Origin of the sequence: Rothia aeria, assembly GCF_016726365.1 — a bacterium.
GTDB lineage: Bacteria > Actinomycetota > Actinomycetes > Actinomycetales > Micrococcaceae > Rothia > Rothia aeria.
Genome location: NZ_CP068102.1, coordinates 1,757,464 through 1,770,359 on the forward strand (window position 1 = coordinate 1,757,464; position 12,896 = coordinate 1,770,359).

Below are 12,896 nucleotides of genomic sequence, written 5' to 3' on the forward strand. Positions count from 1 at the left end.
ACTGCCCTCTGCCAATATTTATTTCAAATATACTTAATTCCCAATTTTATAACTCCGAAAGTAATCTAACTGCCATTTTTGCGTTGACTGAGCTGTTTTATTTAAATTTGTACACCAAGGTGGATAAAAACGCATAGCCATTTTCCCTTTACTATCCCTTGTAGAGAGAATCCTTTTATTAACTGCCACCTCTTTCGGGATAATAAATAGCCCACTATTGTAGCTGTCGATTACGACAATAACAAGTTCATCACCCAAGTCTTCATTAGTATAAGGAACATTATTATTATTTTGGTCCTTTTTCCAAAAGACTGTAAAGTAGCCTTCTTTTTTGGATGTCCTCTTTGCTAAACGACACCTTTTATATTTTTGCTCTTCCTTTGTCTTAATAAGGAGACCTTCATAGTCCTCATTCCATTTTTCTTTAATGAAATCAAAATCACCATAAAACTCATGAAGGATATCAATAATTTTCAATATTTTATTACCTTTCTTCGGAAAATCTTTTTTATTAATAGAAGATATCTCGGTTCCGCTCGTACTGACAGCCACTATGCCGCCCCACCCGAACCGTCTGCACCCGCGAGAATGCCTGCCGCATAGGCTGCCTGCCCCATGTGCTGGGCGGCATCGTCGATCATACTCACCAGCCGCACCCCGCGCGTCACATGCGGAGTCCAGGACGTATCAATCACGTCATCCAAATCAGCCTCGCTCAAACCCGCGACATACTCGCTCAACGCCGCAGTGGCCGCACCCAAATATTCGGCCAACAGTGCGGCATCCTCCACCACGACGGCGCGCGCCTGCTCCGCAGTATGCCCGTAGCCCACCGTATCGCCCAGCTCACTCAAGTTGAAGCGGGCATCAAACCCCTGGCTATGCCACACCTGCGGCTCGCCGTTTAGCTGCGCGAGCTGCACATCCATCTGCCGCCCCGCATGCCACAGCAGCCAGGCGATCGAATTCGTATGCCCACCAGCGTGCGCGTTCAACACCCCTGCGGGCAGAGCGTCTACAAGGGCTTTTGCCTCAGTTGCGGGTCGGCTTGCAGCTTCGCACAGAACATCGCGGGCATCCATTGCGGCTCCTTCATTCGGGGTAAAAACGTCTACCACCAGTCTAGATTCCAAAGCGCAGAGGCACATCTATTTTGGGGTTTGTTGTGCATTCAGCGACTTAAATAACCGCCAGATGCAAAACAAACACCAAAATAGAAAACCGAGGTGTACCAAGGCCAACCGGCGCAATAACGCTCACCGTCGCCGCTCTTTCACAACTGACTCTGCGTAACGGTCTCCTGGTAGTGCTCGCCCCATGCCCACAGTGCATCGAACAGGGTGCGCATGCTCTGCCCCAGCTCGGTCAGCTTATACTCCACGCGCGGCGGCACCTGCTCGTAGACGGTGCGGGTGAGGATTCCGCGAGCCTCAAGCTGGCGCAGGTTCTCGGTGAGCACTTTCTGCGAAATATTGCCGAGCGAACGCTGAAGCTCTTTATAGCGCAGGGGCCCGTTGAGCAGATCGCGCACAATAAGGGCACCCCAGCGCGTTGAAATAACCTCCAGCGTGGTTTCGACGGGGCACTGCGGCAATTCGGCGTTTTGGTAAAGATACTGGTCCGTCACAATAGTTTCCTTGGGGTAACTGGGGCACGTTAAAGTGCCGTCTTCACAGGTGTTTATCGCGTCGGTAGCGTTGAATACGTCCTAAGAATACAACGTTTATCGCGGAGGAAACATGAAAATCGCAGTCATCGGTGCAAACGGTAAGTCCGGTACTCTCGTCGTGCGCGAAGCCGTCGAACGCGGGCATGAAGTTACCGCTATCATGCGGTCCGAACACCCCACCCAGGCGCAGCACACGCTCATCAAGGACGTTTTCGCGCTCACTCGCAGCGACCTGTCTGGGTTCGATGCGGTAGTAGACGCCTTCGGCGCGTGGACTCCCGAGAGCCTGCACCTGCACAAGGATCACCTAGTCCATCTTGCGGATGCGCTCAGCGGCACCCAAACCCGTCTGCTCGTTATCGGCAGCGCTGGCAGCCTCTACCCCGACTCGACCACGGATCAGCGGCTTGTAGACTCGCCCGCCATGCCCGAAGAATTCAAGCCGCTGGCTACCGCGATGGCGCAGGCGTATGATGCGCTGCGCATCCGCGACGATGTTGCCTGGACGTACCTGAGCCCGGCCCTGGTGTTTAACCCTGAGGGTGAGCGCACGGGTGAATACCAGCTGGCAGGCGATGTGCTGACGATGAATGCTGCCGGGCAGAGCGAAATCAGCTATGCGGATTTTGCGGTCGCCGTGCTTGACCTTATCGAGTCGGGGGAGCATCAGTGCGAGCGCGTGAGTGTGGTGTCGCGGTAGCTTACACCCCCGCTGCTGGGTGTAAAAAGAGCCTTTATGTGAATAAAGCGGGATTTCCAACGCTTTATTCACATAAAGGCTCTTTTTAGGCTGCATAAGATAAGGTAGACGACCCGCCCCCAGCGCAGCGTCAAAAAACTTAATGTTTTCTTGCAAAACCCAGGAATAAATGCCATACGCCGCCCGTTGAAGTTCACCGGAACACCAGACACAAATTATGAACACCTCAAACTTCACCGGGAGAACACTATGACTACCGCGCGCCTTCACTTCGATATGGTCGTTATCGGCTTCGGCAAAGGCGGCAAAACCCTTGCTGGCGCCTACGCGAAAACCGGCAAGAACGTTGCCCTGATCGAGCAGTCCTCAAACATGTACGGCGGCACCTGCATCAATATCGGCTGCGTGCCCACCAAGGCGCTTGTGCACCGGGCTGACGAATTCCGTGCCCTCGGCGAGCACAATGCCGAAGCTGCGAACGCCGCCTACGAGAGCGCCGTGATTTTCCGCGACAAACTCACCGGTGCCATGCGCGCGAAGAACCGCGAAATCCTCGAATCGAACGCCACCGCCAAACTCATTGACGGTCACGCACGGTTCCTCTCAGACACCGAGGTTGAGGTCACCGCGGGCGAGGACAAACTGGTCGTCACCGCCGACTGTTTTATCATCAACACCGGTGCCGTGGCGACTATCCCGCCTATCCCGGGCGCCCGCGAATCGAAGCGCGTGCTCACCTCCACCGAACTGCAGAAGCTCACCCCGCGCCCGAAACGCCTGGGCATTATCGGCGGCGGTCCTATCGGCGTCGAGTTCGCCGGTATTTTCTCCTCCTACGGCACCAAAGTAACCCTGCTTGAAGGCGCTCCCGCGCTTTTCGGGCGTTACGATGACGACGTCGCCCAGGCGGCACGCGAGATTATCGCCGACCAAGGCATTACCGCTCACGCGGGCGTTCGCGTAGAGTCTGTAACCGATAACGCCGACTCCGTGACCGTGAACTACCTGGACTCTGAGGGTGCGTCCAAGCACCTTGAGGTGGATTACGTGATGGTTGCAACCGGGCGCAAACCTGCCACCGAGGGGCTGGGGCTTGAGAACACGAGCATCGAAACCACCGAGCACGGCGCAATCGCTGTCGACGAGCACCTGCGCACCACGGCACCGAATATTTTTGCGCTCGGCGACGTTAACGGCGGCCCGCAGTTCACCTACATTTCGCTGGATGACTACCGCGTGGTGCTCTCGCAGCTGCTCGGTGACGGTTCCCGCTCCACGAAGGACCGCCAGGCGGTTGCCGCAACCATCTACATGAACCCGCCGCTCTCGTCCATCGGCCTCACTGAGCGTGATGCGCTCGCCGCCGGTCACACCATCAAGGTTGCCGCCAAGCCTGTTGCCGCTATCGCCGCCATGCCGCGTGCGAAGACCCTGGAAAACCCGCGCGGCATCATGAAGTTCGTGATTGACGCGGAGACTGACCAGATTCTTGGCGCTCAGCTGCTGGTGGTCGAGTCTATGGAGGTTATCAATCTTGTGGCGTTGGCAATGCGCCACAATATTACGGCATCGCAGCTACGTGATGAAATTTACACTCACCCCTCAATTACCGAGGGGTTGAATGAGGTGCTGGCAGTGGCCCAACCTGTGGCCTAGCCCCGTAGCCTAAAACCCGTGGGGCGGCGCGCCCAGCCAGTACGCCTGCCCGCCCACGCGAGCGCTATTCTGCGGGTGTGGGACCGTCGTTCAAGCTGTGAGCCGGGGCGGTTTTACGCCCCGCTGGCTGTGTGTGTTGTCTTCGTGGTGCTGGCTGCCGCGTTGTCACCCGGTGTATGTAGTAAAGGCCCCGGCATGAGGTGAACAGTTGTTCACCGCTGTCAGGGGCCTTTGCTATATTTTCTTTTCGGGGCGTAATCACCACCCCCAAAGATGCAGGTTAGGTCAGGATGTCCTAATATTTAATCGTACGTGCGCGCCGCTGGCACGTCATTCACCAACCATACAAAAGACGGGGGAGTCATCCGTGGCGTTGCCCAAGAAAATTGCACCCTATTCGTACCGAGACCAGGAACACCAGAACCGCGTGAATTGGCGGGTCGATCCTGCTCGCGCTGCGCTTCTTGTGCACGATATGCAGCGCTATTTCGTGCGCGCCTTTGAGCTGGAACGTAACGGCCAAACCCTCCCAGACGCCCAAATCAACATTGCCATTGCCAATATTCGCCGCCTAGTGGATGCGGCACACGCGGCGAATATCCCGGTCTACTACACCGCCCAGCCGCCCCGCCAGAACCCCGCCGACAGGCGCCTGCTGACCGACTTCTGGGGCGACGGCCTGCAGGACGATGAAAGCGCCCAGATTCTTGACGAGCTCGCCCCCACCGAGGCCGATACTGTGCTCACCAAATGGCGTTACTCAGCCTTCGTGCGCTCCCCGCTCGAAGAACAGCTCAAAGAGCTTGGGCGTGACCAGCTCATCATCAGCGGAGTGTACGCACATATTGGCTGCCTCACCACCGCCCTGGAGGCGTTCATGCGCGATATTCAGCCGTTCATGGTGGCGGATGCGCTCGCCGACTTCACCGAGGAAGAGCACCGTATGGCCTGCGAATACGCCTCGGGCCGATGCGCCCGCGTGCTAGACACCGCCGAGGCGCTGGCGCAGATTACCGCTGGTGCCCCCGGCGCGGACGGGGCGCCGGAAACCGGGAAGGTAATCGCATGAGCTGGGTTATTGTGACCGGCGCGAACGGCGGAATTGGTGCGGCAACCGTACACGAACTCATCAAGAATAACTATTCGGTGTACGCCGCCGATCTGGCGGAGACCCCGCATGAGTCATTCGCCGCCTACAGCGACACCACGTTCCGCTACAGCCCCGTTAATGTGGGTGATGAAGAGTCGGTGCGGGCGCTCGCACATGCCGCCGCTGAGATGGGGGAGCCCATTAAAGGTGCCGTGCTCGCGGCGGGGATTGCCCACAGCCAGCCGCTCTTAGACACCTCTTTTGAGGACTGGAAACGGCTGCACGCGGTTAATGCTGACGGTGTTTTCCTGTGCCTGCGCGAGATTGCGCGCGTTATGATTGAGCAGGTACAGGCAACCCCTGAGAACACGCGTTCGCTGGTGACGGTCGCCTCCAATGCGGCCCGCGTGCCCCGCGCTGAATTCGGTGCTTACGGGGCCTCGAAAGCCTCAGCGGTGCGCGTATCGTCAAGCTTCGGGCTGCAGCTGGCGCGCCACGGTATTCGCGTGAACACGGTCTGCCCCGGCACCACCCGCACCCCCATGGTGACTGACGCCTGGGGCGGCGAGGACCTCAGCGCCCTGCCGGTGGCGGGCAGCCCCGAGACTTTCCGCCTGGGAATTCCGCTCGGGCGCATCGCCGACCCCGCCGATATTGCGGCGGTGAATGCGTTCCTCATTAGCGATGCCTCACGGCATATCAGCATGCAAAACATTGTTGCCGATGGCGGCGCGACCCTCTAGCAGGCCCGAAAGGCTGTATCATCTGTGAGCACTACCCTGCCCGATTTCATGTTTGCCACCGGCACCCGCGTGATGCGCACCGCCGGTTCCCTCCGTCAGGTCACCCCGCAGCAGGCGCACGCCGCCGCCGAATCCGCCGGTACCGCCGTGGTCGGTCTGATTCCTTTCGACCCGAACGCCCCCGCGCATCTCTTTGTGCCCGAACGCCTGCAGATCGACGACATTCCGGTGCCCGAGCACGAGGTTACGCTCGCCGAACCAACGCAGATTGAGGGCCGCGAAAACCCCGGGTATCGGCAGGCGGTGGCGACCGCCGTTGAGCGTATGAAGGCGCATCAGCTGGATAAGGTCGTGCTCTCTCGCCTGCTGCGCGCCGATTATGCGCCGGGCACACTCGACCTTGCCGGGGTGTATAACAACCTGCGCGCACAGCAGCCCAACACGTTTGTTTTTAGCGTCAAACTGCCGCAGGGGCATCGCGGGTTGGAACACCCGTACCTGATGGGTGCCTCCCCGGAACTGATTTTCAGTACTGAACCAGACACCGGGGAAGGCAGTGCTTTCAAAACGCACCCGTTGGCGGGCAGCGCCCCGCGCATCGCCGAACGCGGCAGCACCGAGGATGAGGCTATTGGGCGGCGGCTTATGGCTTCACCGAAGGACCGTGGCGAACATGCGACCGTTATCGCCGATATTCGCGCGCAACTGGAACCCATGACCCGCCAGCTCACTATTCCTGAGGAACCTTCGCTTCTGCAAACCCCGCAGCTGTGGCATTTAGGCACCCCCATCTCAGGTGTGCTCAAGCAGGGTATGACCTGCCTGGACGGTGCGCACGCCATTCACCCGACCCCCGCGATCTGCGGCACCCCCACCGAGGTTGCGCGGCGTATGATTACCGAACTTGAGCCGTTTAGCCGCGACTATTTCGGCGGGCTTGTTGGCTATATGAACGCGGACGGAAGCGGCCAGTGGGCGCTCGTGCTGCGCTGCGCTGAAGTTGATGCGCAAACCGCCATCCTCTACGCGGGCGCGGGCATTGTGGCTAAATCAGACCCGGTGCTGGAACACACCGAAACCGGCACGAAGCTGCGCAGCTTCGGGCGTGCGCTGGGGATTAATACACTCCCTGAAGAGCCCCCGGCGGCGTAGGGCGCTTCCTCATCGTCTTTCACTGCGCCGCCCGGTGCGCCAGTATACGGCAGGGGCGGTTAGGCGGTGACGGTGTTAGTCCCCATCCTCATGGTGGGCAGCTGGGAAAAAGTGAGCGGCGCCAGGTTATTGCGCAGCTCAACGGGGGTGGCCACCGGGTGTACGTGCACGCTGTTGGGCACCCCTTCAGTTGCGGTGGCTAGGAGGAATTGTTCGGCAGCGACGTCGCTGCCGTGCGCCGGGTTGGTGTTCTGTGGGTTGTTGTGGGCGGGCTGCTTCTCGGGATGTAGGGTGAGCGCCGTCCAGGTGATATAGAACGACCGTTCTTCCGTGGTGTCGCTGTTATCCCGTGAAGGCACGGTGAACACTGCGCGCGCGGAGCAGACGGATGCGGCCGTCACCTCTTCGTCAGCTGACTCTCGGGATGCCTCGAAAGCCTCTGCCAGTTGGTCTGTTAGGGAGTCGCTGAAAAATACGCGCACCGCCGCCGGGGAGACGCTCAGCCCGTGGCCGGTGGCTTTGAGCACTGCCTCTTTCGCGGTCCATAACGCCACCCCCAGCAGGTTGCGTGCCTCACCGGTGGTTGTCTCATATATTTCACGTTCACGCAGTGATAGCGCCACCCGCGCGAACCCGGGGAATAGGCGGTCTCGACGGGGCTCAAGATCAACCCCGAGCACCTGCGTATCGTCGGGGCAGAACCCGCCCACCGCCAGGGATGAAACCTGCGACATATTGAAGTTCATGCCTTCAATGCGGGGTTTGCCGTGCGGCTTGGTGCTGTTGCATAGGGTGCAGGTACGATCCACTTCGATCGTGTGCGCCGCGCTGGAGGCAACCCCCAGTCGGCATGCCGCCATAGAGCGCATGAGCGCCTGGGTGGAGAGGTAGCTGACCGCCCCGACGGGGGTGGGCAATTCGGCGGCGCGGCGTTGTTCAGCCGCACCTAGGTAGCTGAGCCAGCTGACCCGCAGGCCGCTGTACATGGTGCGTGTGGGCAAGGCAAATACCGCCACCTGTGCACCGCCGGAAGTAGAGACAGTGGTGATCATGCTCTATAGTCTACTCCCGCCAGAGGGAAAATATGCAGATATGTGCATGACGAACATGTCACTGTTTGTACCCGCCGGTAGGGTAAAGTCGAGTGCATGAGCGAGATTATTGCGGCTGCTGACGGTTCGGCGCTGGGCAACCCCGGCCCGGCGGGATGGGCCTGGTACATTGACGACAATCACTGGGCGGCTGGGGGCTGGGAGCACGGCACCAACAATATGGGTGAGCTGAAGGCTGTCCTTGACCTGTTTGAGGCGACCGCGCACATGCCCGAACGTAAACTTGTGGTGTACTGCGACAGCCAGTATGTGATTAATTCCCTCACCAAGTGGATGCCCGGCTGGAAGAGCCGCGGCTGGAAAAAAGCCGACGGCAAGCCGGTGTTGAACCGTGAACTGCTGCAAGAGCTGGATGCTGCCACCGCTGGGCGTGACTATCAGCTGGTGTGGGTCAAGGGCCACTCCGGCCACGAACTGAACGAGGCCGCTGATGCGCGCGCAAACGCCGCCGCGCAGGCGTACCAGCAGGGGAACGCACCGGATGCCGGCCCGGGCTTTGGTGCGGCTGCTGGGGCATCTTCAGGGGCCTCCGACGGGCAGGCTCCGGCTGCGGAGGCCGAGCCTGAGCAGGGCCCCTCAGCAGATGCGCATCTGAGCGTTGAAGAGTTCACGATGGAGCAGGCGCAGCAGGCCCGTGAAGGATTCAACGCCCTCAAACTCAACGGTGTGCTCAAACCCGCCTCTGCTGTTGCTGCCCCCGACCCGCAGGCGGTGGCGGAGCGTAAGGAGAAATTAGCGCAGGCTGCGCAGCGAGCCGAGCGGCACGAGCAGGCCGCTCATATTCAGAGCCCACAGCAGACACAGCAACAGCTCACCGCCGACCCTGATGAGGCGCTTGCCGCAGAAGAAGAGCTTGAAGCCAACGGCGCGGCCATGGGCGAGGAGGAAATCGCCGAGCTGCTGGACGAGAACCTGGTGTGGATTACCTCTGCTGGCCGCCCGGTTTCGCGAGCCTCCACCATCGAGTACCGTGCCCGCGCGTTTACTCAACGCGGGGAACCAACTCACCGCGTAGTGGAACTGGTAGACACCGCGAATGTGCTGGTGATGGCGGTGGTGGATACCGCGCGCGGTCGGGTGAACCGTTCCAGCCTATGGCATTATGATGCGCAGGTGGGCTCCTGGCGCCTGCGGTTCAGGCAGGATACCGCCATACCCGGCTAGTTTCACCTGCCGCGCCCAGCCTCACAGGATCCGCTGTGTGCTGCTGGCTAGCAGCCGCCAAAAGTGCGGCGCTGGCCGGTTCGGTACGTTCGGGCGGGTGAGCCTGCGCCCAGAAGGGGGCGAAGCACGGGCCTGCGGGTGCTGGGATGGTAGCAGGTTAAAAGATTGGGGCGGGTACATCATGTACCCGCCCCAAACCGTTAAGATAGACTCACCACATATCTTGAGTTACTTATATCGGTTTATTGAATTGAAATTGCAGAATTCGCTTATTATATTACCCCATAAACATCGAAGCGTTCGACTGCTCGGTATCGGAGTAGTTAACACCGGCACGTGAAAGCGCTTCGTTAATCTGGGCGATAGACTCTTCCACCTGCCGCTGGGTTGCACGCCACTTATCGAGCACGCCCTGGAAGTTGGTCGAGGCCGAGCCGGTCCAAGAGCTCTGCAAATCCTGCAGGGAAGCAGTCATGCCGTTCACCTCTGCGGTGATGGAAGCAACGTGTGCTTTTGCCTGCGCGCTCTTTGACGCAATGACTTCGGAATCGACAATGAACTGTGCCATGATAGGTTCTCCTTCAGTAGGGTATGTATTGGTTGTGCCTCTAGCACCTAATTCCTAAGCGCTTGTTACAAGACTAAAACGAATCAAAAAATATTTTCATGAATTAAAATAAATCTGTGGATAACTTACGTTACCTGGTCGTAAAACCAGCTTATCCACAGAATAAAACTCAATTTTCAGCCCTGAATACCCCCACAGACCCTCTCAGTATGAAGAAATATGAAGCTTTGCGGGGCTAGCGGCGCCCAGACCACCAGCCCGTGGAACATCCCTGCACACGCGAAAGGGGCGCACGGTTCGGCTCTTACACCGTCACCGTGCGCCCCGCATGTACCGCAGCTTCTTTTAGCCAGCGCCCGCCAAAACCGGCAGCGACACCACAAACGTGGCCCCGCCTCCATCAGTCTCTTCAATACGGATATGCCCGTCGTGTTGCTCCACGATTGCGGCCACAATCGACAGGCCCAGACCCGTGCCCCCGGTCTCCCGTGAGCGTGAAGTGTCGGTGCGGTAGAAACGCTCGAACACGCGCTCACGATCCTCACCGTGGATACCGGGGCCGTGGTCGCGCACCTCAATAATGGCGCGCGGCACCCCGGGGGCCTCCTGCCGCACACCCACCGCAACTTCAAGGGGCGAACCCTCAGGGGTGTACCGCATGGCGTTGGTGAGCAGGTTCGCCACCACCTGACGCATCCGCGGCTCATCACCGACCACCGGTGCGGAGCAGGGCGCCACATCGTCGGTCAGGCCCACCAGGGTAATCTCACGGTCGGGGGAGGTGGCGAAGGCATCGTTGGTGGCGTCCACCGCCAGGTGGAACATATCAAACGGGGCCAGCTTCGATTCCCGGCGCTCATCAATGCGGGCCAGCGTCAGCAGATCCTCCACCAGCTGCCCCATACGTTTAGACTCCGCCTCAATACGGCCCATAGCGGTGGCCACAGCGTCCTCATTCGGCAGCGCCCCCTGCCGGTACAGCTCGGAGTACCCGCGAATACTCACCAGGGGGGTGCGTAGCTCGTGGGATGCATCGCCCACGAACTGGCGCATCTTCGCCTCAGATTTTGCCTGCGCATTGAACGAGGTCTCGATCTGGGCGAGCATGGTGTTCAGCGACGTGGCAAGACTGCCAATCTCATTGCCGGGATTGTAGTCCTCAATACGTTGTGACAGATCCCCTTTAGCGATCTTCGCCGCCGTCTGCTCCACGCGCGCCAGCGGCTCGAAAGTGCGGGTGACAATCACCCACGTCATTGCAATAGCCGAGGCGAGCGTGGCCAGCCCGAACGCGAAGGTGAGCACACCTACGAGAGCAACCACCTGGTTGGTTTGCTCCAGGGGTAAGGCAACCACCATGGAGGTGGCGTGCACCCCGTTCACGCTGGTGTCGTTATTAAGCGTCATCGGCAGCAGACGCCAGTCTTTCGACCCTTCCACCGAGTTAACAGTAGTGCCGACCCCGTTATTTTTGCGCACTTTATCGGCTGTCCAGCCGGTTACTTGCGGCTCGTCCCGGGAGCTCGTATCGGGGCTGAGCGCGTACAGGGTGTTGCCGTGCTCATCCAGCAGGTACACGTGGTACGAACCGAGCGTGGCCTCCTGCACGGGATGCTGGCTATTGTTCGAGACAAGGGAAAGCAGGTTCGCCGAGTTCGCCTTCATCTCGTCGTCCAGCTGATGCACCATCTGCGCGCGCAACGCCGAAATCGCCACAAGGGAGGTCACAACGATCGCCAAAGCAATCAGTGCAGAGGTCACCAGCACCAGCTGCGTGCGCAGCGACAGCGTGAACGGTATACGCTCAAGGGGTCTGCGCCCCATGTGCTTCTGCGTGGAGGCATTCTGTTGAGCCGCCTCCGGGGCCTCCGGGGGCTGCTGTGCGGGTTCGCGGTTGAACAGTTTAATAGGTACCGCCCCTAGCTGCGGGAACCACGAACCATGTACCCTACGCCGCGTTTGGTGTGGATCAGGGGTTCGTGGCCCTCACGGTTGTTATCGATCTTGCGGCGCAGGTACGAGATATACGACTCCACGATGGACGAGTCGCCGTTAAAATCGTACTCCCACACGTGGTCGAGGATCTGCGCCTTCGACAGCACCCGGTTTGCGTTGAGCATTAGGTAGTGCAGCAGATTGAACTCGGTGGGGGAGAGGTCAATCTCCTCCTCGCCAAGGAACACCTCATGGGTGTCGGTATTCAGGCTCAGATCGTCCACCCGCAAAATAGCAGTATCTTCCTCCTGCAGTGAGCGGGAACGGCGCAGGATGGCTCGGATACGGGCGATCACCTCATCCAGCGAGAACGGCTTAGTCACGTAGTCGTCACCGCCTGCTGAGAGACCAGCAACTTTATCTTCGGTGGCGTCTTTCGCGGTCAAGAACAGCACAGGGTAGGTGCGTCCGCCTTCACGCAGGCGGCGCGTCACATCAAACCCGTCCATGCCCGGCATCATCACGTCAAGCACAATCAGGTCGGGCTGTTCCTGTTCGGCCTTCTCAATGGCCTCGCGTCCGTTTCCGGCGGTCACCACTTCAAACCCGGCAAAACGCAGGGAGGTGGCGAGTAGTTCAAGAATGTTGAACTCGTCATCAACGACGAGCAGCTTAGCTTCAGCAGACATGTTCACTCTTTTCTGACGTATATATGTGGTTGCGCGGCCGGAAGGCCCTCTAACTTGACTTACGCCGAAGAACCGCAAGGAGGAGGGCAAGCATTAGCGCGATGAAAGCGACGGGGAACAGCACCAGGGGAACCTGGCTCATAACGGCGGGAGGATGAGCATCCACCCACTTGAGTACTAGCATCGCCACCCCCGAAAGGGTGCACAGCAGTGCGAGGATGCCGCCACCGACTCCCAACCAGCGGATAGCGCGGGTGTAGGGGAGCTCATTGGCTACTTCAAGAGGCGTTTCTCGTTCGCTAGTCATGGCATAACCGTAGCAGGTTTAGGCCCCTTTAACGGGGTGGAAATACTAATATTGCGGCGTTGTGGACGGTATTCACATCTTTTTTGCAGGTTCCCTTCGGAGGTTTGCCAG

Annotated in this window: 14 protein-coding genes; 6 read left to right on the plus strand and 8 right to left on the minus strand. The window is 59.3% G+C overall.

Features of this window, described 5'->3' with window-relative positions; all coding sequences use genetic code 11:
• Positions 1-33 precede the first annotated feature (33 nt).
• From I6I94_RS07615 to I6I94_RS07625, 3 genes are all read right to left on the minus strand, one after another.
• Positions 34-552 (minus strand): MepB family protein, encoded by a 519-nt coding sequence (locus I6I94_RS07615; protein WP_236588842.1) that lies wholly within the window; start codon positions 550-552, stop codon positions 34-36.
• Positions 552-1,082, minus strand: a complete 531-nt coding sequence (locus I6I94_RS07620; protein ID WP_201620999.1) for a mycothiol transferase — start codon at positions 1,080-1,082, stop codon at positions 552-554. The genes I6I94_RS07615 and I6I94_RS07620 overlap by 1 nt, the downstream gene beginning before the upstream one ends.
• A gap of 191 nt (positions 1,083-1,273) precedes the next feature.
• Positions 1,274-1,627, minus strand: a complete 354-nt coding sequence (locus I6I94_RS07625) for a winged helix-turn-helix transcriptional regulator (RefSeq protein WP_128087109.1) — start codon at positions 1,625-1,627, stop codon at positions 1,274-1,276.
• Between the two features lie 112 nt (positions 1,628-1,739).
• On the opposite strand from I6I94_RS07625, the gene I6I94_RS07630 reads away from it, so the two are divergent.
• The 5 genes from I6I94_RS07630 (at position 1,740) to I6I94_RS07650 (ending at position 7,010) form a co-directional block, all read left to right on the plus strand.
• Positions 1,740-2,369 carry an NAD(P)-dependent oxidoreductase gene (locus I6I94_RS07630; RefSeq protein ID WP_128087108.1) on the plus strand — a complete coding sequence of 210 codons (630 nt, stop codon included), beginning with the start codon at positions 1,740-1,742 and terminating at the stop codon, positions 2,367-2,369.
• A 249-nt stretch (positions 2,370-2,618) separates the two neighbouring features.
• Positions 2,619-4,025, plus strand: coding sequence for an FAD-dependent oxidoreductase (locus tag I6I94_RS07635; RefSeq protein WP_128087107.1), 1,407 nt, complete (start codon positions 2,619-2,621; stop codon positions 4,023-4,025).
• Positions 4,026-4,392: 367 nt separating this feature from the next.
• Positions 4,393-5,094 carry an isochorismatase family protein gene (locus tag I6I94_RS07640; protein WP_201620574.1) on the plus strand — a complete coding sequence of 234 codons (702 nt, stop codon included), beginning with the start codon at positions 4,393-4,395 and terminating at the stop codon, positions 5,092-5,094.
• Positions 5,091-5,858 (plus strand): SDR family oxidoreductase, encoded by a 768-nt coding sequence (locus tag I6I94_RS07645; RefSeq protein WP_128087106.1) that lies wholly within the window; start codon positions 5,091-5,093, stop codon positions 5,856-5,858. Before I6I94_RS07640 ends, I6I94_RS07645 begins: the two co-directional genes overlap by 4 nt.
• A 24-nt stretch (positions 5,859-5,882) precedes the next feature.
• Entirely contained in the window at positions 5,883-7,010 is a 1,128-nt protein-coding gene (locus I6I94_RS07650; protein ID WP_128087105.1) for an isochorismate synthase, read from the plus strand.
• Between the two features lie 59 nt (positions 7,011-7,069).
• Here I6I94_RS07650 and I6I94_RS07655 read toward each other — a convergent pair whose 3' ends face one another.
• Positions 7,070-8,062 (minus strand): 4'-phosphopantetheinyl transferase family protein, encoded by a 993-nt coding sequence (locus I6I94_RS07655; RefSeq protein ID WP_201620575.1) that lies wholly within the window; start codon positions 8,060-8,062, stop codon positions 7,070-7,072.
• A 96-nt stretch (positions 8,063-8,158) separates the two neighbouring features.
• On the opposite strand from I6I94_RS07655, the gene I6I94_RS07660 reads away from it, so the two are divergent.
• Positions 8,159-9,286 (plus strand): ribonuclease H family protein, encoded by a 1,128-nt coding sequence (locus tag I6I94_RS07660; RefSeq protein ID WP_201620576.1) that lies wholly within the window; start codon positions 8,159-8,161, stop codon positions 9,284-9,286.
• 277 nt (positions 9,287-9,563) lie between these two features.
• Here I6I94_RS07660 and I6I94_RS07665 read toward each other — a convergent pair whose 3' ends face one another.
• From I6I94_RS07665 to I6I94_RS07680, 4 genes are all read right to left on the minus strand, one after another.
• On the minus strand, positions 9,564-9,854 hold the full coding sequence (locus I6I94_RS07665; RefSeq protein ID WP_006887070.1) for a WXG100 family type VII secretion target: 291 nt from the start codon (positions 9,852-9,854) through the stop codon (positions 9,564-9,566).
• Positions 9,855-10,199: 345 nt separating this feature from the next.
• Positions 10,200-11,678 (minus strand): sensor histidine kinase, encoded by a 1,479-nt coding sequence (locus tag I6I94_RS07670; RefSeq protein WP_006887004.1) that lies wholly within the window; start codon positions 11,676-11,678, stop codon positions 10,200-10,202.
• 95 nt (positions 11,679-11,773) lie between these two features.
• Positions 11,774-12,478: a response regulator transcription factor gene (locus I6I94_RS07675; RefSeq protein ID WP_006887005.1), complete on the minus strand. Its 705-nt coding sequence runs from the start codon at positions 12,476-12,478 to the stop codon at positions 11,774-11,776.
• Positions 12,479-12,527: 49 nt separating this feature from the next.
• The gene (locus I6I94_RS07680; RefSeq protein WP_128087104.1) at positions 12,528-12,785 is read right to left on the minus strand and encodes a hypothetical protein; all 258 of its coding nucleotides are present in this window, start codon (positions 12,783-12,785) and stop codon (positions 12,528-12,530) included.
• Positions 12,786-12,896: the final 111 nt, after the last annotated feature.

Coding starts and splice junctions, on each gene's coding strand:
- I6I94_RS07620 (WP_201620999.1), bottom strand. CDS start 1,082: ATGGATGCCCGCGATGTTCTGTGCGAAGCTGCAAGCCGACCCGCAACT.
- I6I94_RS07630 (WP_128087108.1), top strand. CDS start 1,740: ATGAAAATCGCAGTCATCGGTGCAAACGGTAAGTCCGGTACTCTCGTC.
- I6I94_RS07635 (WP_128087107.1), top strand. CDS start 2,619: ATGACTACCGCGCGCCTTCACTTCGATATGGTCGTTATCGGCTTCGGC.
- I6I94_RS07645 (WP_128087106.1), top strand. CDS start 5,091: ATGAGCTGGGTTATTGTGACCGGCGCGAACGGCGGAATTGGTGCGGCA.
- I6I94_RS07655 (WP_201620575.1), bottom strand. CDS start 8,062: ATGATCACCACTGTCTCTACTTCCGGCGGTGCACAGGTGGCGGTATTT.
- I6I94_RS07660 (WP_201620576.1), top strand. CDS start 8,159: ATGAGCGAGATTATTGCGGCTGCTGACGGTTCGGCGCTGGGCAACCCC.
- I6I94_RS07665 (WP_006887070.1), bottom strand. CDS start 9,854: ATGGCACAGTTCATTGTCGATTCCGAAGTCATTGCGTCAAAGAGCGCG.
- I6I94_RS07670 (WP_006887004.1), bottom strand. CDS start 11,678: ATGGGGCGCAGACCCCTTGAGCGTATACCGTTCACGCTGTCGCTGCGC.
- I6I94_RS07675 (WP_006887005.1), bottom strand. CDS start 12,478: ATGTCTGCTGAAGCTAAGCTGCTCGTCGTTGATGACGAGTTCAACATT.
- I6I94_RS07680 (WP_128087104.1), bottom strand. CDS start 12,785: ATGACTAGCGAACGAGAAACGCCTCTTGAAGTAGCCAATGAGCTCCCC.